This is a genomic window from Sphingomonas sp. So64.6b, from assembly GCF_014171475.1.
Classification (GTDB): Bacteria; Pseudomonadota; Alphaproteobacteria; order Sphingomonadales; family Sphingomonadaceae; genus Sphingomonas; species Sphingomonas alpina_A.
The window spans coordinates 3,553,253-3,571,120 of record NZ_CP048817.1; the positions used below are offsets into that span (position 1 = coordinate 3,553,253).

The 17,868-nt window shown below is 61.0% G+C and carries 15 protein-coding genes, 1 pseudogene and 1 other annotated feature; of the genes and pseudogenes, 6 read left to right on the forward strand and 10 right to left on the reverse strand.

What is annotated here, in order from left to right; genetic code table 11:
• Positions 1–9: 9 nt before the first annotated feature.
• Positions 10–741 (reverse strand): IS21-like element helper ATPase IstB, encoded by a 732-nt coding sequence (istB, locus tag G4G27_RS16930; protein WP_275944100.1) that lies wholly within the window; start codon positions 739–741, stop codon positions 10–12.
• Positions 741–2,255 (reverse strand): IS21 family transposase, encoded by a 1,515-nt coding sequence (gene istA / locus G4G27_RS16935; protein WP_183109255.1) that lies wholly within the window; start codon positions 2,253–2,255, stop codon positions 741–743. Before istA ends, istB begins: the two co-directional genes overlap by 1 nt.
• 714 nt (positions 2,256–2,969) lie before the next feature.
• On the opposite strand from istA, the gene G4G27_RS16940 reads away from it, so the two are divergent.
• From G4G27_RS16940 to G4G27_RS16955, 4 genes are all read left to right on the forward strand, one after another.
• Positions 2,970–3,932, forward strand: a complete 963-nt coding sequence (locus tag G4G27_RS16940; RefSeq protein ID WP_183109732.1) for a GlxA family transcriptional regulator — start codon at positions 2,970–2,972, stop codon at positions 3,930–3,932.
• Between the two features lie 297 nt (positions 3,933–4,229).
• Complete coding sequence (locus tag G4G27_RS16945) at positions 4,230–4,628, forward strand: hypothetical protein (RefSeq protein WP_244624383.1); 399 nt, start codon at positions 4,230–4,232, stop codon at positions 4,626–4,628.
• A gap of 291 nt (positions 4,629–4,919) precedes the next feature.
• A complete protein-coding gene (locus G4G27_RS16950) occupies positions 4,920–7,049 on the forward strand; it encodes a TonB-dependent siderophore receptor (RefSeq protein ID WP_183109733.1) in 2,130 nt (709 codons plus the stop codon).
• Positions 7,046–7,876 carry a DJ-1/PfpI family protein gene (locus tag G4G27_RS16955; RefSeq protein WP_183109734.1) on the forward strand — a complete coding sequence of 277 codons (831 nt, stop codon included), beginning with the start codon at positions 7,046–7,048 and terminating at the stop codon, positions 7,874–7,876. Before G4G27_RS16950 ends, G4G27_RS16955 begins: the two co-directional genes overlap by 4 nt.
• 340 nt (positions 7,877–8,216) lie before the next feature.
• On the opposite strand, the gene G4G27_RS16960 is transcribed toward G4G27_RS16955, so the two are convergent.
• The 6 genes and pseudogenes from G4G27_RS16960 to G4G27_RS16990 form a co-directional block, all read right to left on the reverse strand.
• Positions 8,217–8,567, reverse strand: coding sequence for a hypothetical protein (locus G4G27_RS16960; protein ID WP_183109735.1), 351 nt, complete (start codon positions 8,565–8,567; stop codon positions 8,217–8,219).
• Positions 8,568–9,176: 609 nt separating this feature from the next.
• Positions 9,177–9,857 (reverse strand): DJ-1/PfpI family protein, encoded by a 681-nt coding sequence (locus G4G27_RS16970; RefSeq protein ID WP_183109737.1) that lies wholly within the window; start codon positions 9,855–9,857, stop codon positions 9,177–9,179.
• 617 nt (positions 9,858–10,474) lie between these two features.
• Positions 10,475–11,701 (reverse strand): annotated as a pseudogene (locus G4G27_RS16975) (IS3 family transposase).
• Positions 11,304–11,420 (reverse strand) — a sequence feature (AL1L pseudoknot). Its footprint overlaps the pseudogene before it by 117 nt.
• Before the next feature lie 167 nt (positions 11,702–11,868).
• Entirely contained in the window at positions 11,869–13,053 is a 1,185-nt protein-coding gene (locus G4G27_RS16980) for an MFS transporter (protein WP_183109738.1), read from the reverse strand.
• Positions 13,054–13,167: 114 nt separating this feature from the next.
• Positions 13,168–13,647, reverse strand: coding sequence for a nuclear transport factor 2 family protein (locus G4G27_RS16985; RefSeq protein WP_183109739.1), 480 nt, complete (start codon positions 13,645–13,647; stop codon positions 13,168–13,170).
• Between the two features lie 74 nt (positions 13,648–13,721).
• On the reverse strand, positions 13,722–14,531 hold the full coding sequence (locus G4G27_RS16990; protein WP_202049598.1) for a DJ-1/PfpI family protein: 810 nt from the start codon (positions 14,529–14,531) through the stop codon (positions 13,722–13,724).
• A gap of 419 nt (positions 14,532–14,950) precedes the next feature.
• Between G4G27_RS16990 and G4G27_RS16995 the strand changes: the two genes are divergently transcribed.
• Both G4G27_RS16995 and G4G27_RS17000 read left to right on the forward strand, forming a co-directional pair.
• Entirely contained in the window at positions 14,951–15,472 is a 522-nt protein-coding gene (locus G4G27_RS16995) for a RidA family protein (RefSeq protein WP_202049599.1), read from the forward strand.
• A 51-nt stretch (positions 15,473–15,523) separates the two neighbouring features.
• Positions 15,524–16,039 carry a hypothetical protein gene (locus tag G4G27_RS17000; RefSeq protein ID WP_244624384.1) on the forward strand — a complete coding sequence of 172 codons (516 nt, stop codon included), beginning with the start codon at positions 15,524–15,526 and terminating at the stop codon, positions 16,037–16,039.
• 517 nt (positions 16,040–16,556) lie between these two features.
• Here G4G27_RS17000 and G4G27_RS17005 read toward each other — a convergent pair.
• Both G4G27_RS17005 and G4G27_RS17010 read right to left on the reverse strand, forming a co-directional pair.
• Positions 16,557–17,342: an anti-sigma factor gene (locus G4G27_RS17005; protein ID WP_183109740.1), complete on the reverse strand. Its 786-nt coding sequence runs from the start codon at positions 17,340–17,342 to the stop codon at positions 16,557–16,559.
• Complete coding sequence (locus tag G4G27_RS17010; protein ID WP_183109741.1) at positions 17,339–17,863, reverse strand: sigma-70 family RNA polymerase sigma factor; 525 nt, start codon at positions 17,861–17,863, stop codon at positions 17,339–17,341. Before G4G27_RS17010 ends, G4G27_RS17005 begins: the two co-directional genes overlap by 4 nt.
• Between the last annotated feature and the right edge of the window lie 5 nt (positions 17,864–17,868).

Consider the following 17,868-nt stretch of genomic DNA (forward strand, 5'->3'; position numbering starts at 1 on the left):
CGACGGCGCTCAGCTTCGGTTCTTGAACCGCCAGCTCTCGTTGCCTGTCTCGACGATGTCGCAGTGATGGGTAAGTCGATCGAGCAGCGCGGTCGTCATTTTCGCATCGCCGAACACGGTCGGCCATTCGCCGAACGCCAGGTTGGTGGTGACGATGACCGAGGTGTGTTCGTAAAGTCGGCTGATGAGGTGGAACAGCAGCTGCCCGCCAGCGCGTGCGAACGGCAGATAGCCAAGTTCGTCGAGGATCAGGAGGTCCAGCCGCGACAGATGCTCGGCAAGCTTGCCGGTGCGGCCCTGAAGGACCTCCATCTCGAGCCGGTTCACCAGATCGGTGGTATTGTGGAAGCGAACGCGGGCACCGGTGCGGATGCAACTGCGCGCGATGGCGATACTCAGATGCGTCTTGCCCGAGCCCGTACCGCCCACCAGCACGACATTGCGCTGGTTGGCGAGGAACGCCCCGGTGGCGAGATCGCGAACCAGCGCTTCGTTGATCGGCGTGCCGGCGAACTCGAACTCGGCGACCTCCTTTGCAAGCGGCAGCTTGGCGATCGTCATCTGATACTTGATCGAGCGGGCATGCTTGTCGGCGATCTCCGCCCGCAACAGATCGCCGACGACATGCTGAACGGGATACTGGCGCTTGATCGCATCGGCGATCACCTCGTCATAGGCCTGGCGCATACCGGCGAGCTTGAGGTCGCCCATCAACTCCAGGATCTGGTGGCGCTCCATCATCACGCCGCCTCACGAAGCGGGGTCAGCAGGCGATCGTAGCGGCCTGCATCGGCGATCGGCTCGATCTCAAGCCGCAGATGGTCGGGTGTTGCAATGGTGGGCTCCACCGGCGCCGATCGGGACCGGGCCAGGATGTTGAGCACCACATCGGCGCTGGCCACCCCGTTCGCGAGTGCTTCGGCAGCGGCGTTCTCCACGGCGTCAAGACCATCGACGGTAATGGCGGTGAGGATCTTGACCATCTGGCGGTCGCCATCGCTGCTCTCCTTCAAACGGGTGCGCAGACGCTCCAGTCCTGACGGCAATGCGAGTTGCTTGAACGGCGCGCCGTTCCTCAGCGCACCCGGCTTCTTTGCCAGCACCGGTACGTAATGCCACGGATCGTAGATCGTCTGATCGCGACCGTAGCGCCGCGCATGCTCTGCAACGATATCATCACCCTGCCGGATAACGATCCGGTCGGCATAGGCGTGGACCTCCGCCGGGCGGCCCAGTGCGCGGGCCGCGACCGAGTACTTGTTGTAATCGAACCGCACGAGCAGTGTTTTGGAGACGGTCGCGGTCACCGCATGGAAGCCATTGAACGCCGTCGTCGGCAGCCGCATCAGCGCCGCCTTCTCGTCGTCGAACACATCGGCGACGGTCCGCTCGCGCAACTCGGGATGACGATGGGCGCTGGCATGTTCGATGCAGCGATCGAGCAGCCAGGTGTTCAGCTCCTCGTAGCTCGCAAAGCGCAGCCGCGGGGTGAAGAAGCGCTCGCGCACGAGGCCAACCTGGTTCTCGACCTGTCCCTTCTCCCAGCCAGCTGCCGGCGTGCAGGCGGTCGGCTCGACCAGATAATGGCTGCACATCTGCAGGAACCGCCGGTTGAACCGGCGTTCCTTGCCGAGGAACACCACGTCCACCGCCGTCGACATATTATCGTAGATGCCGCGCGTGCAGACACCGCCAAAGAAGGCGAACGCTCGTGCATGCGCATCGAACACCATCTCCTGCGTCTCGCGCGGATAGGCCGCCACGAAGAACATCCGGCTGTGGGAAAGCCTGACGTGCGCGACCTTCACCGTCGTCGTCACGCCCGCCATCACGATCACTTCGTGGCTCCAGTCGAACTGGTACGCTTCGCCAGGATCGAAGCTCAGTGGCACGAACGCGGTCGCCGTCCGCCCCGCTTCCTCGCGTTGCCAGCGACGGGCATGGCGGCGAACAGCATCGTAGCCGCCCTCAAATCCAAGCCCGCGCAGCACCTCATATAACCTGATCAGCGTCAGACGTTCGCGGCGTGGCTTGCGTTCGTTCTCGGCCAACATCTGCTCCAGCGCGGCCGCGTGGCCACCCAGCTTCGGCTTGGGCTCCGCAACCCGCGTGTACGTGAACACGGGCTCCTCCGCCTCGATCGCCTTGCGCACCGTCTTGCGCGACACATGCAGTCGACGCGCGATCTCCCGCACCGACAACTTCTGCACGAAATGCGCGCGCCTGATCCGTCCTATCGTCTCCACCGTCGTCATCCTCCACCTCGTCGCCAGCCAACACAGCAGGCGAACATAGATGACCCGGAAGGTGGTCCCCGTTTAGGTGCCGATTACCGGGTCAGGTGGTCCCCAATCTCACGCCGAAACACAGCATGTTTAGCAGTTTCACCTTTCTGCCGGTGTTTTGCCTCGTTGAACTGCATCAGAACGCCATCCATGCGCTTGGCGAATGGAATATCAGCTCGCATTATCGCATCCGACGATATCGGCCGCCTCACTGCGCTGCGAGCCGCGTCCCGGCCCGTCCTAGACGATCAGGTGGTGTTCGTCGCTTAGGCACGCTTACCTACCACGAAATCGCCGATACAGTGGAACGCGTCACGGGCCGGACGATGGAACGGACATTGAGGACGGTGCCACAGTTGATAGTCGACGTCGCTGCCCATCCCGCTGACATTGCGCAAATACCGCATGGCATTCGCGCGGACAGATGGGGTCGCGTGGCTCAAGGAACGGACCGTCAACGCGACACATGGTCTTGCTGTCGTCGATGTCGCGACCTGGCTACGAGGGACGCGCAACTTGGTGCGCGGGCCGACATTCGGGTGACGACGCTGGCTAGTCACCGGCGATCACGATAAGCCGATTATGAATTCGAGTCCGATGCGTGGCTGCCATTTTGACTGCCCAGTGTTGTGGACGGCGATTAAGTCTGTCATGAAAGGCTGATATCCCTTAGAATAAGTCATTATGCATAATATCGGCTTTTTTGTTTATCCTGGGCATCAGATCCTCGACCTTGCGGGGCCGTTCGGCGCTTTCGAATCCGTCACGAAGGTTGCCGGTCGATCGCTTTATACACTCCACGTCCTGTCCAGCGATGGTGGTCTGGTGCCAGGCAGTGGCGGCCTGTCAATCGCAACCGCATCGATAGGCGCCGCATCATTTGATACGCTGGTCGTTGTCGGCGGCGAAATCGCCCCCATGTTCGAACCCCGAGAGGTGCATGCGGTGACAAAGCTCGCCGCCATGACGCCGCGCGTCGCCAGCGTGTGTTCCGGCGCGTTCCTGCTCGCCGAAGCAGGGTTGCTTGCCGGACGGCGTGCGACCACTCATTGGCGGGTGGCGCATCGACTGCAACAGCAATATCCAAACATAAAAGTCGAGGCCGACCGGATTTTTGTAGAAGACGGTCCGGTATGGACTTCGGCGGGAATTTCCGCCGGCATCGATCTGGCGTTGGCGCTTATCCAGGCGGACCATGGGATAGAGATGGCGCGCCTGGTCGCACGCGAGCTCGTCGTCTATCATCGGCGGTCGGGCGGCCAATCGCAATTTTCCGATCTTTCCCAGATGGATCCGGAATCAGATCGGATTCGCATCGCGTTGACGTTCGCGCGCGATCATTTGCACGAACCCTTGCCGATCGAGCGCTTGGCCGATGCCGCTCATCTCAGCGTTCGACAATTCGGACGGGCGTTTCATCGGGAAACGGGCAAGACACCAGCCAAAGCCATTGAACGTATCCGCGTGGAAGCTGCCCGCATGCGCTTGCAAGATGGTGCTGAGCCGGTTGAACAGATCGCGCTGGCGGTGGGGTTCACCGACCCAGAGCGGATGCGGCGCGCCTTCGTAAAGCTGTATGGACTCCCGCCGCAGGCAATCAGGCGCGCCAATCGGCGGGATGGGCTGGCGCAAGACCCGACAAAGTAGCGAGAATTCCCCGATCCGATCTCATCCATAATTGGGCTTAAGGTAATTAAGTTCGATCTTGAGCGTCGAACGGCAATGCCCTTCTGTCAATGAGGGTTGGGTGCGGCTGGCCAGAGCCTAGAAAACGAGAGCTCGGATTGGTTAGCGAGGCACCTTACTGACATCACCCAAAAGGCGCATGCCCCGAAAATTCCGAGGCCGTGCGCGCTAATGGCGCAAAACAAAGACTTCCCACCTTTTAGGATGACTTTCCCGAAAAAGATTCCTATCCAGCTTGCTGTGGAAGCGCTTCGCGCCTTGGTCCGTGAGCATCGGTGGTCGGCAATATTGCTCGTCGGCTGCGTGCTGTTCGTGAAAGGCGTCGTGCCATCCGGCTTCATGCCGCTCGCCACGAGCCAGGGCATGGTGATCCAAATCTGTACCGGCATGGCGCCCCAGGGTGCAGCTACGACCATTCCCGGCACGCCGACCCCGCATGACGGGCATAAGGCTAAGATCGAAAGCCCCTGCGCCTTTGCCGGTCTGGGGATGCCATGGCTCTTCGGCGCAGAGCCATTGCTGCTGGCCATCGAGATCTCGCTCGTCATAGTCATGGGTTTCCGCAAGGTCCGGCCGCTCGCGCTTTTCCCGACGCATCATCTACGGCCACCGGTGCGCGGACCACCCGCGCGAGCTTGCCTTCCGCCAATGGCGTGAACGGCGGCGCGCAGGGCTCCGCATGTCCAAGCGGGGCGGCATTCCCATGAGTGTCCGCTTGCTTTTGGATGACCGAGGCATGCACCGCTTCATTGGGAGCGGGTGCATTTGGCGCGATGATTCCATCGGCCTTTCGTGGCCAAGTGGCACAGTCTCGTCATTCTCCGCTTCGGCTGAGCCGCTCCACATCGCCTGTGGGTTCTTCCGCATGCGGCGCTCCTGCTTGCCGGGCGCGGCCGATTGCTCATGCCTGACGGCATTGGGTCGAACAGATCACAAGAGAGAAGTTTCGTGACCATTCCCGCTCATTCGCTCGCCTTGCTGGCGGCGACCATCGCTGGGCCGAACCCGCCCTATGAAAAGCTGCCGTCATCCACCGATGCCGACGACAAAACGGCGATCGTTATCACCGGCCACAGGCTGGCGGCCGATCGCGCCGTCGGCGCGACAAAGGTCAACGCGCCGATCCTGGAGGCGCCACAGGCGATTTCTGTGGTCGAGGACGCCTTTATCAACATGCTCAAGCTTCGGACCGTGGCGGAGGCGCTGAACTACACGTCGGGCGTGCGCAGCCAGGCATCCGGCAGCGACACTCGCATCGAATATTATCAGCTCCGCGGCTTCGCCAGTTCGAATTTCTTCAAGGACGGTCTGGCGCTCTACAATTCGGGCGCGTTCCTGTCGTGGACGACGCCGGCTGAGGGGATAGAACGTCTCGAAATCCTGAAAGGACCGGCGTCTGTTCTCTATGGCAGTGGCAGCGCGGGTGGGCTTGTCAATATCGCGTCCAAGGCACCCCTCCGCACGCGGCTAGCGCGGATCGAGGCGGGCGTGGATGAATATGGCAGCGCCTATGCCTCGGCCGATTTCGGCGGGCCGATCAGGGACACTTTGGCGTTCCGTGCCATCGGCCTCGTCCGGCGGGGTGACACCCAGGTCGAAATGGCGGAGGATAATCGCAGTTACGGCGCCTTGGCTCTAGCATGGACGCCGCTTCCCGACACCAAGCTGACGCTGCGTGGCAGCTATACGGGCGATCGCTCCAATCGACCAACCGGGTTCGTGCCCTATGCCGGATTCGTCACGCCGTTACCCGATGGCCGTAAGATCCCTATCGATTTGTTCGTCAGCGACCCGTCGGTCGATCCTTACGATCGCAACCAGTATGAAGTCGGCTATACGCTGGAAAGCCAGTTATCCAAGGCGATCCGGCTTGTCTCGAACGGCCGTTATGGCCGGATCGATCTTACTTACGCCGGACTGTACGGAGCTTTTACCGGTAATCCTGTGCCGGCCAGTGGCCGCTATTATCTTAACCGGGCCTATTCACGGCAGGACGCATGGCTCGACAACATCGCCTTCGATAATCACGTGGAGGCCAGCTTCGCTACCGGGCCGCTGACACATGATCTGCTCGTCGGCATCGACGACAGCTTTTCGACGACCGCCAGCGTGGTTGCGGCTGGCGCTGCCCCAAGACTGGACATCTTCGATCCGCAATACGGCGTGACGATCCCCGCGCCGGACGCCACGATGACGATGCGGCAAAAGCTCGACCAGACCGGACTCTATGTCCAAGACCGTATCAAGCTAGGCAGGTTGGTGGCCTTGCTGTCTGCGCGACACGACTGGATCGGCATTACTGCGATCAGCGCCACCGGCGCGATCACGCACGGTCAGCCTAGTAAAGCGACATATCGCGCGGGCATTAGCTACGTCACGCCGTTCGGGCTGGCGTCCTATCTCAGCTACGCGACATCGTTCACGCCCGTGATCGGTGTCGAAGCGGCGACCGGCAATTTTTACCGCCCCGAAACGGGCGCGAGTTGGGAAGCGGGCATTAAGTTCCAGCCGCAATCTCTTCGGATGATCGCCACCGCATCGCTGTTCACGATCGAACGAGACGGCGTGCTAGTTTCCAACCCGGTGGCGGGTTTCCCCGCCAACCAGAGCCAGCTTGGTCGTGTCCGCTCACGTGGCGGCGAGGTAGAGGTTCAGGTTCGACCGGTTCCTACGTTGAGTCTCACAGCGTCGCTGACCGCGTTCAATACCGAGAACAGGGCGGGTGCGCCGTCGTCGGTCGGCAAGACACCAACTGCTACGCCGGAACTGACTGCTTCTGGCTACGTGGATTTTACTTTCCCGAAAGATGGGCTGGTCCCCGGCCTCGGCTTTGGGGCCGGGGTCAGGCATGTCGGGGAAAGTTATGCCGACGTGGCCAACACGCTGATTGTGCCGTCGGCGACCGTTTACGACGCGGCGCTCCATTACACCTTCGCCCGCTTCAAGGCGGCGGTGAACATCTCGAACCTGTTCGACGAGGCTTATGTCGCCGCCTGCCCATCGGCGGGTGTCTGTTACGCCGCGAACCTTCGCCGAGCTACGTTCAGCCTAGCCTATTCCTTTGGAGAAATACGATGACCGACACGTTCAATCGGCGGGCCCTGCTCGCGCTCGCCACCGCCGTTGGAACTGGAGCCGCCATGCCCTCTCTTGCTCAGCATCTCGACCGGGCCGGCGACAAACATATGGACGACATGATGGCGATCCCGCCGGACTCGCCCGTCGTCGCAATGCTCATCCACCCCAAGATGATCGCGCTGGATTTGATCGGCCCGATGACGGTGCTCAACATTCTGCGCTGCCGCATCGACCTGGTTTGGAAGGACAAGACGCCGATTTCGACGGAACTCGGCATTCCGTTTACCGCGACGCGCACGTTCGAAGACTGTCCGCGCGATCTGGACGTGCTGCTGGTGCCCGGCGGGATATTGGGAACAATCGATTGCATGAATGATCCGCAGGTCATGGCTTTTCTCGCGGATCGCGGGTCGCGCGCGAAATGGGTGACGAGCGTGTGCACCGGCGGTTTGGCGGTCGCGGCGGCGGGACTGCTCAAGGGATATGATGCGACTGCGCACTGGACGATCGCCGACCTGCTGCCGCTGATGGGTGCCCGTCACGTGGATAGACGCGTCGTCGCGGATCGTAATCGCATGACGTGCGGCGGCGTTACCGCCGGTATTGATCTGGCTCTTACCCTGGCGGCTGAACTGCGGGGTGAGGAAGCTGCACGCAACGTTCAGTTGATCATGGAATACTCTCCGATGCCGCCATTTCGCAACGGTACACCTGCCGAAGCTGGACCTGACCGGGTCACCGCGATGCGTGCCAGGCGGACGTGGATGGATGCCCAGGCGATGAGCGCCGCAACGGCGGCGGGAAAGCGGCTGGGCATCCCCGTCTGAATGTAGGACCGACCGGACCTGACACTCGTTCTGAGCTTTTGCCCGATTGAGGGATTGCTATCGGTGGAGGCAACTCCGAGGTTACGAGCCTTCACCTCAAGGCATGCTCGCCCGTCACGCGTGCAACTTGAGAATATCGATAAACCCGCGCGGCCCGGCGGGCGCATGACGATGGCCAGGATAATAAAGGCAGAGGCCTGGCATTGGAGGGCACCAATCTCCCGAACAGTCGCTAAAGCGCATATGTCGAGCAAGCACGCGCCGGTTACGTCAATCGTGATTTCTTGCGTCTGTCTCCCGAATTCCCACCGATAGGGCCTGCCGCATAACCGCGTCCGGCTTAGCCTTTCCCCCGCCACGCAACATCTGACTTGTCGCGCGAGAAGGGGGCGTTGCATTTGCTGGTCGAATCGCAGCGTTTCCTGCTGTCTCGCAACAAGTCTCCGGTCCAGGTTTTTGAATTGATGTCGCGGGTTGACGATATGCCGGCCAGTGCGAAGGCGAGATGAGCGGCGTCGTTTCGAAGCTGCCACACGGATTCGCGCACATCGCGGGGAAAGGCGTCGCGTTTAGCTTCGACCAGAAACTGGATCGTCCGACCGGCCGCTACATGGGCTTGGAGCTGGGCACGTGCGACCGTTACGACGCGCGTGACGGCCTCGGGGTTGTCGAAAAGGGTGCGCTGGATCACGACCTCGATTACGCGTATCTGACTATCAATGGCGCGGTCGTTCTGCCGCGAGCGTCCCTCGGCACGCTCGCTAGGTTGGTGCACAAGCGCAGGGACTCGGCCCCTCGCCGACCAGGCACCGGATCGAGGCTCACGTGGCATTGCGCGCGACCATAGGCGCAACCGTGTTCTTGCCCGCGTCGCTATGCAGCCGGACGAGTTCCTGCCGATCACGGTTATTGGGCTTGTAACCCCGGACAACGAGCCGCTTCCGACGCTGCCGAGCGCCGGAAAGCCTCGGTCCCGGCGACATGGACTTTGTCCCAGCCAGGATGGTGGGTGGTGGCGACGCGATCCTTCACCACTTCCTGGCTCTCGGTCGCCGTGATCAGTCGATGCACCTGATCGTCCGGCGTAGACTGTTCAGGATGGTGGCTGGGCATGCACATACCACCGGGTCTTTGTCACCGTGGTCGTGATCATCAGGACGCGTACCCGGCTTGGCTTCTTGAGGTGTCCAGCCAGGCGTGGATAAGGCTGGCGGGGCGACAAATACCGCGGTCAGAGTGCCGCTATATAGCCCGCACATTTACGGGCTAGCTGGTGAGGTCTTCCATTTGATCCACGAGATCATGCTGACCCGAGATGTCCAAAGCTGTGTGCCTCGTCGGCAGCCTTGCGCATCTGTCGATACGTGGGATCCAGCCTTTCGCGGACCGCCGACAGGATTGCCGGATCGGCGGTGGTCGGTGAACCAGCTCTGAAAGGCGGTTGTGGATCGTATTCGTTGGAGAGCTGCATAGTCTCCGCGACTTCGCGACCACGGAGATTTGATGCGAGCACCAGCCCAAAATCGACACCAGAGGTCACCCCTCCGCCTGTCATACGGTTTCGATCTTGAACGACCCGCTCCTCCACCGGCTTAGCGCCGAAAACCGGCAGAATGTCACGGAACATCCAATGAGATGTCGCCTCGTAACCCTGCAGCAGACCGGCGGACCCTAGGATCAGCGACCCGGTGCACACACTGGTAACGAAACGGGCGCGGCTTCCACGGTCCGCAAGAAACGAGAGCACCTCCTCATCCCCCATCATAGCTACTGTACCCCATGTTCCACCCGGTACGAACAACACGTCAAGATCGCGGGGGCATTGAGCGATCGACGTGGTCGGTACGATGCTGAAGCGTCCTTCTGTCGTTATGGCGTCGTTGGTCTTCCAGACAAGGTGAACGCGAGTATTGGCAAGCCCGCTCAAAATGCAGTGAGGACCAACGAGGTCTAACGGTTCGAACCCCGGATAAGCGAGCATTCCAATCTGAAGCGGCTGCCCCGCGCGAGCATTTTCTCGTCCGGATTCGCTCTTAGGTTTTGGGCTGCCCGATGAAGGCTTCCGGCGCGCGTCTGCTCTGACAGATATAGCTGCGACCGTTGCGCCTACTGCTAGCGTCAATGCCCGACGTGAGATACCATCATGCGCCATTTCATCATTCCAGTGCCGGTCATTTACGAGATGGCGCTCGGCCTATAACCGAACGCTGCGCACGGTATGGATTGTGGTAAGCATTGACGAAAGGACGGTGATCCCTCATTTCGCGACAATGGCAAAGTCGATCGGCGTCTTGGTATCCTGACTTCCAGATTCTCGATGCGACGGGCCCGATCGCCGTTTCTAGATCGCGAACGAACTTGCCCCGGGGTCTTACAAATTGGTGCTTTTATCGATCAACGCGCGACCCATAATGAGTTCATTAGGGCTCGTTGTTGATACCGTCGCGATCGACGGTGGGCACTTCCCAAGGACAAGGCGCCGATCTCGACGGAGTTTGGCATTCCGTTCACCGCGGCGCGCACGTCGAAGAATGTCCGCGGATCTGGACGTGTTGCTAATGAACCGCGCCGGGTCTACCGGAGGCACTGGGTTGTGAGTCACGCTGCCATATCGATGTTGTCCGCGGCAGCATAATATTGATCTTCGGCTTCAGCAGGCGGGATGTTGCCGATGGGCTCCAGCAGCCGGCGATGGTTGAACCAGTCGACCCATTCGAGGGTCGCGTATTCCACCGCTTCGAAGGGTCGCCAGGGTCCACGACGGTGGATGACCTCGGCCTTGTAAAGGCCGTTGATCGTCTCGGCTAAAGCGTTGTCGTAGCTGTCGCCGACGCTGCCGACCGACGGTTCGATCCCGGCTTCGGCGAGGCGCTCGGTGTATTTGATGGACACGTATTGCGAGCCACGATCGCAATGATGGATGAGGCCGCCCCGATGGGTCGGCCGGCGATCGTGAAGCGCCTGTTCCAGGCATCGAGGACGAAGCTCGCGTGCGCCGTCCTGCTGGCGCGCCAGCCGACGATACGCTTGGCGTAGGTGTCGATCACGAAGGCGACGTAGACGAACCCGCCCAGGTTGCGACGTAAGTGAAGTCCGACACCCACAACATGTTCGGTGCTGGCGCGTAGAACCTGCGGTTGACATGATCGAGCGGGCACGGTGCGGCCTCGTCGCTAATGGTCGTGCGCACCGGCTTGCCCCGGATCACCCCTGCCAAGCCCATCGCGCGCATCAGCCGCGCGACGGTACAGCGTGCGATGGAATGACCTTCCCACATCATCTGCCGCCAGACCTTGCGCACGCCGTAGACCGCGAAGTTCTCGGCGAACACGCGCGCGATCTCGGGCTTGAGCGCCACGTCCCGCCGCGCCCGCGCCGACAGGCGTGTCGAATCCTGTCGCTGCGCGACGCGCTCGTGGTAAGTGGATGGGGCGATCGGCAGGACGCGGCAGATCGGCTCGACCCCGTATGAGGCGCGGTTATCATCGATAAACGCGATCATCGCTTGAACGGGCGGTCGAGCTCCGCCTGCGCAAAATATGCCGACGCCTTGCGCAGAATCTCATTAGCCTGCCGCAGCTCGCGAACCTCGCGCTCCAGCGCCTTCACCTTGTCGGCAACCTCTGTCGGGACACCGGCGCGCTCGCCGCTGTTGACCTCAGCCTTCTTCACCCAATCATGCAATGTCTGCGGAACGCAGCCGATCTTCTCCGCGATCGACACCACCGCCGCCCACCGCGATGGGTAATGCCGCTCGTGATCGGTCACCATCCGGACCGCGCGCTCGCGCACCTCCGGCGCAAACTTGTTCGTTGTCTTGCCCATACAGGCTCCCCCTTCTCAGGAGTTGAAGCCTCCGCAAACCCGGCGCGGTTCAGATGCCGTCGGCGGAACGCGAGCTACGCGATTACATCGAGTGCCGCTTCAATGCAGTCGGACATTTCTGGCATTCCGATATCGTTGCGATCGACGCTCGCTGATCCCGGTCCGCCCTAGTTCGGGGTCGCCCATTGATGGGAAGCGCTGGATCCGAAAAGCGCGAGAAGCACTGGCATCGATCCGAGAAGGCAAATTCCCGGCCAGTCTCCGATGATCCAGGCGCCGCCGACGAGCAGCGACATAACTGCACCTCCCAAAAACATCGCCACTTGATAAACCGCGTTCAGCCGCGTTCGGACTTGCGCATCCAGACCGTACAGTATCGTTCGATTCGAAAGGTCCGCGATGGTCACGCCAAGATCCAATAGCACGAGACCGACGGCCATTGCCGGGAGAGTGCCTTGGAAGAGCCAGACTATGAGCCAGGCCCCCGTCATCGCAGAAAGGCCGACCCTTCTCGCCAAGATTGGGCTCTGCCGGTCGATCAAACGGCCAAATATCGGCGCCGCTAGCGCCGGAATTGCACCAAGAATGGCAACCAGCCCGACGGCACGGGGCGTCCAGTGGAATGCCGGGCCTTGCAAATAGAGGCTAATCCCGAGCCAGAACACGTTGAACGAGCCGAACGAGAGCGCTTGGCAGAAGGCAGCGAGGCGCAGTTCTGGACTATTCCGGAAGAGTTTAGGCAATGATGCGATCACCTCGAAATAATGAACCTTGTCGCGCTTGATCGAAGCAGGCTCGGGCCGGATGAGCTCTATGGTGAGAAAGAGTACGGGCAGGAGCGCGATCGCGGCGACGCCGTAGACTGCCCGCCAGCCAAAACGCGTGCCGACCTCTCCTGAAATAGCGCGAGCCAGTAGGATGCCGATTATGACGCCGCGCGTAAGGACACCGGTAGCAAGGCCGACCTTCTTAGGCGAAACATGGATGCTCACATATGGCGGCAGTATATACGGCGTGATGCCGAATAACCCGATCAGCAATGACGCGAGGGCGACGACCGGCGCCGATCCGCTCACGCAGAACAGAACCAGTGCCGCGCCCTGAGCCGGGATCACGAAAAGCAGCAGACGGCGAGGGGGAATCACATCGCCCAGAGGCAGGAGAAACGTCAGGCCGATGGCAAGGCCAAGCTGACTTAAAGCCGGAAGCGCGCCTGTCAGCCATCCCGTCAGTCCAAGTGATTCGCCTATCTGAACGATCAGTGGCTGAACATAATAGACATTCGCAACGGTCAGGCCGGCTACCACCGCCAGAAGCCCAATCGCGCGATTGTCGAGCGTATCGACGTACATCTTGGGATCGCTGGGAGTTCGTTGCAACGCCGAATTGTTATTTGTCATACGATGGGTCTCACATGATCGGCCCTGCGGCTATTGACCGGTCACGAAGGAACTTTGCTCGATTGCTCAGCGATCGTCGGTTTTTAACGGACCGTTGCGGGTCCAGATGTCCCGGTGAAGCTTCCACACGCCGTCCTTCTTCACAAAAATTAGGATCTGTTTGCCACGAGATTTAAGTCGCCCGCCGGCATCGCGAACTTCCGTGTCGGTTACCTCGGTCATGACCTGATCATTGCCGTAAAATTCATAGTTACTGAAACGCAAGGTCGTTGGTGGCGCACCGGCACTAATGCTTTTGAAATAGGCAACGATTGCCGCCGGGCCGGTCACGGCCTCGCTTCCTTCCGGCAGCAGTTTTGCGTCTGGCGTATAGAGGACGGCAAGCGCGTCCATGTCGCCGCGTTTATGGGCTTCCACCCAGCGGTCATTCTCTGCCCGGATCGCCGCCTCCCGAGTTCGCTGTGTGCCCGTCGCGAACGCGGGCCCGGAAAATGCAACAACAGCGGCCATGCAGGCCGGAATGATCAAGAAATTGAGACGTGACATTTGTGGTTACCCAACTTGGTCCGAGATGAGCTGAAGCGCGCAGCGGTCGCTGACGATATCGGCGGACGAACTGACTATCTTGTAAGCCCGGCTATTTTAGCGAGGCTTGCATACTGTTGCTTGAATGCGGCGATCACCTCGGGCGGAGCCGTTTCCGGCCGACCGGAATGGAATGGCGGATCGGGCTCATATTCCATCAGTAACTGAATGACCTGGGCCTGAACCGGACCGCGCAGCATTGCGGCCACCGTCAGGGCAAAGTCGATACCCGCGGTCACGCCGCCGCCGCTGATGTATCGGCCGTCCCTTACAACGCGCGCAGGATCGGGGATCGCCCCATATTGTGGAAGAAGATTACGCTGCGCCCAGTGACAGGCGCTCCGGCGCCCTTTCAGCAGACCGGCTGCGCCAAGTATGAGCGAACCGTTGCAGATCGACGTGACGTATTTCGCATCATCGGCAAGGCGCCGCAGGTGGCTCTGGATGTCCGGCGTTAACATCGTCGAACGATCGGTGCCGCCCGGCACACAGATGAGATCACAGCCTGTAACTGCGGACAACTTGTCGGTGTTTGTCAGGGATACATTGGTGTCTGAAACGATCGTGCCGCCCTCCGGGCTGGCAACAAGCACCTTAACATTGGGCAGACGGGCGAACACTTCATTCGCGCCGGCGAAGTCCTGCAACGTAAACTTCTGATAGAGCACGAAAAGTATTTGAAACGGCTCTCCGGCACTGCCGATTCCGGTCGCGCCCGCGGTTTCCGGCGTCAGCCCGCCCAACAGCGCTATGGCGGCGGCCGCGCTACCGAACATGAGCGTCTGCCGTCGAGAAAATCCGCTACGTGGCGGGGCGTCGAGATTGATTTCGGTGTCGTCGGCCATCGATTGTCGTCCTTATCAAGGCGCTTCCGCAGCGCTCAAACGCGCGCCGCGACGTTCCTATCGACGTAGGCACGTGGCCGTAAGGACTTATTTCCCTTATTTAGAGACATCGTTCGTTTTGAACGCCTATCGGCATGTTACCATCAGTGCGTGACCGAAATTGAGGGATCTTTGTCATTTTCCTATCCAGACGGATTGAGTAGGCTTGGTCCATCGCTGGCGCCTTGCCGCTTGAATGGAGGGCCACGCGATGACCGACGAAGGAGAGTGGCGTATCGCCTTCCAACGCCTGACGCGTACTTGCTTCGAGCCCCTAGTCGACGGCGTACGACCGCAGGGATACGATCTCTTCGTCCGCATGCGTGGCTTCAGGGGGCCTCCATCGACTGGATGCCTAACCCGCAACATAGCGAGGAACGATGAAATTGACCGAACCGCTTGACCGCCGCCGCATGATCGGCGTTGCCGGCGCCGCGATGCCCTTCGCCGTTGTCAGTACCGAAAGCCATGGGCGGCAACCCGAGCGCTTCACCGGGAAGCAAATCCTCAACATACCAAAGGACAACGCGATGCTGGCGTCCAGCATCGCTTCTTATGAGAAATTCGGTTATTCGCCCGCAGTTCGCGCTGGCGGATTGCTATTCATCGCGGGGCAGATTGGGCGCAGGCCAGATGGGGGAATCGGAAGCGTTGCCGAACAGGCTGAATTGGCATTGAAGCGTACCGCCGAGATACTGCACCTTGCTGGATTGACCATGGCTGATTTGGTCGAGGTCGTTAGTTACCACGTTGACATAGAAACTAACCTTAAGGAATTCATGGCAGTTAAGGCCCGTTACACTGTCAAGCCGTTTCCAGCCTGGTCGATCATCGGGGTTCAGGCTTTGGCCTCGCCGGGCCTTAAGATCGAGATCCGCAGCATCGCCGTCTTCCCGGATTGACGCAAAGGCACTGCGATGCCTGCCGCTTCGTCTAGGAAGGTTGGTCGTTCGATGGCCGTTCAAATTGAAAGTGACCAGGTGCTTAACCTCGACGGTATGACGGCGGTCTGGCTGTTGCCAGTGGTCGCAGCCGAAGTGGCAGGGGTTAGGGCTGATAGACGGCACCAGTTTGTAGTGCTGGCGACCAGCTATGTGCTGTGGGCGTATTCGGCGCTGGTCGCGTTTGGCATCCTGGCGATTCTGCTCCTGCGTATAGCGCTCCACAAGTTGCCGCACGAGAGCATGGCGGCGTCGAGTTGGCTTGCGCTCGGCCCGATCGGCACTGGTGCGCTCGGAATGCTGGTGCTGGGTGCGGACGCACCCGCGATGCTCGCTGCAAACGGCTCTGGCGGAATCGGCACCGTCGCTCAAGGGATCGGCGCGGTCACCGGGTTGATGCTATGGGGTTTCGGCCCATGGTCGCTAGCGCTCTCGACGCTCATCACGTTCCGTTATTGGCGTGCGCAAGTGCCGTTCAATCTGGGCTGGCAAACCGGCGAACTGCTCGCGCTTAAAGCTGTGTGCTGATCATGGCCGGCCCCACTACAAGTGATACGTCGGTACCGAAACGAATGTGCTCGCGATCAGCTATTTTCGGACGAGGAACCGCATCGCATTACTCCTGTGGTTGGGGGCCGGGCAAAAACGGGCAGAAGGTCTGCGGCCGGATCGAGGCCGGCACCTACGAGGAAGAACGCCCGCAGATTGCGGCCCCGCATCCGATCGGGCCGCTTGCCGCTGCGATCCCGCCTGCCTTCTCGGACACTGGGGCATAGGCTTCAAACGAGACCCACCAGCCGAACAGGGCCGAGGGCAGGCAGATCTGGCGTCCGAATGGAATGAACAGCATGGCCGGGGTCATGCGGGCGTCCGCGCGGCAGAATCAGTGCGCGCGAACTTGCCTGCGGTGTCCTTGTTCTGCCGTGCTAGTGTCAGGTCCTGTATGGCGTCGTCGCCCGCCGATTGGTGAACCCCGTGCAGGTCCGATCGCATCCGGCACGCGAAAAGTGCGTCGCTATTCCGGCGCCCCAGCAAATTTTACACATCAGCTCACGTTGGAGAACTGACGGCGCGCAGCGTCCGCGATCGGATGGAGTACGGACGCTGCAAGCGGCCCCACCAGACTATAGCCAAGCCCGTCGCGCGACCAGCTGACGCTGGAGATCGAACCGCTGGTGCCCTCCCGCATCGGCGCGTCCCGATCTAACGCCATTTTTCGGGTGAGCATGACCAGACGCACACCTTGACCATTGTCGAACATGTACAGCGCGGCTGGCCCATGCGGCGTGGGCACCACACGTCCACCGATGAGCTCAAAACCAGCCGCCGAGAGGTTTGGAACAGCCACCGGCCGTTCGAGGCGGCTCGAAGCCCATTTGACGAGCTGGGCTTGATCCGAAGCCTTGATCTCCACCGGGCGCCCAAGATCGGGCGCATAGACGGCATAACTATCAGCCGCCTCATCTGCCAGAGCAGCTATACCGCTTTGGGGCCGTTCCATGGGGCCATGCAGGGCCCAACCGCCGGCACCCCCAATGGAGAGCAAGGCCGCCGCCGCAGCTGCCCGCCAAGCTATGCCGGACCGCCATCGGCGGGCGGTGGATCGTTCGTGCAACAATCGCGTCAGGTTCAGTTCGGGCGGCACCGGCTCGTCGGCGATCGACTGAAGCGCCTGCCGCAACAAAATTCGCTGCTCAGCATACGCCCCGATCCGCTGCCCCACATCGGGATGCTTTGCGAGATAGGCGACGACCTCGGCCGTACGTTGCCCCTCGATCGCGCCATCGACATAGGCTTGCAGTTCGTCTTCAGTTATCGGACGCCCTGTCAATTCACGCTCCTCAGATGACTGGCGCTGGCTGGGCGCCTTTCGTCGGCGAGATCGATGCGCAGGCGTTCTCGCGCCCGCGACAAGCGCGACATCACCGTGCCGATCGGCACGCCAAGTGCCTTGGCGGTTTCCGCGTAGGAAAGATCCTCCACCGATATGAGTAGCACGACCGCCCGCTGGTCTTCGGGAAGCCTGGCCGTGGCCGACATGATGTCGCCCTCGTGCAACCCGTTCTCTTGAGTCGCCGGCCTACCAAGAATAACGTCATCGGCCGACTCCAAGGGAACATGAGCACCGCGTCGCTTGCTTTGCTTCAGCCGGTTCATTGCGAGGTTGTGCAGGATTGTGAACATCCAAGTCCGGGCGTTGCCGTCGGCGCGCCGCTGGTGCCAGCGGCTGATCGCCCGTTCGAGGCAATCCTGCACGAGATCGTCGGCCGCCGCCGTGTCCTGCAGGAGCGCATGTGCATAGCGCCGCAGGCCGGGTATCAATGGCTCCACCAGCAGCATCATATCGCGCATCGTAC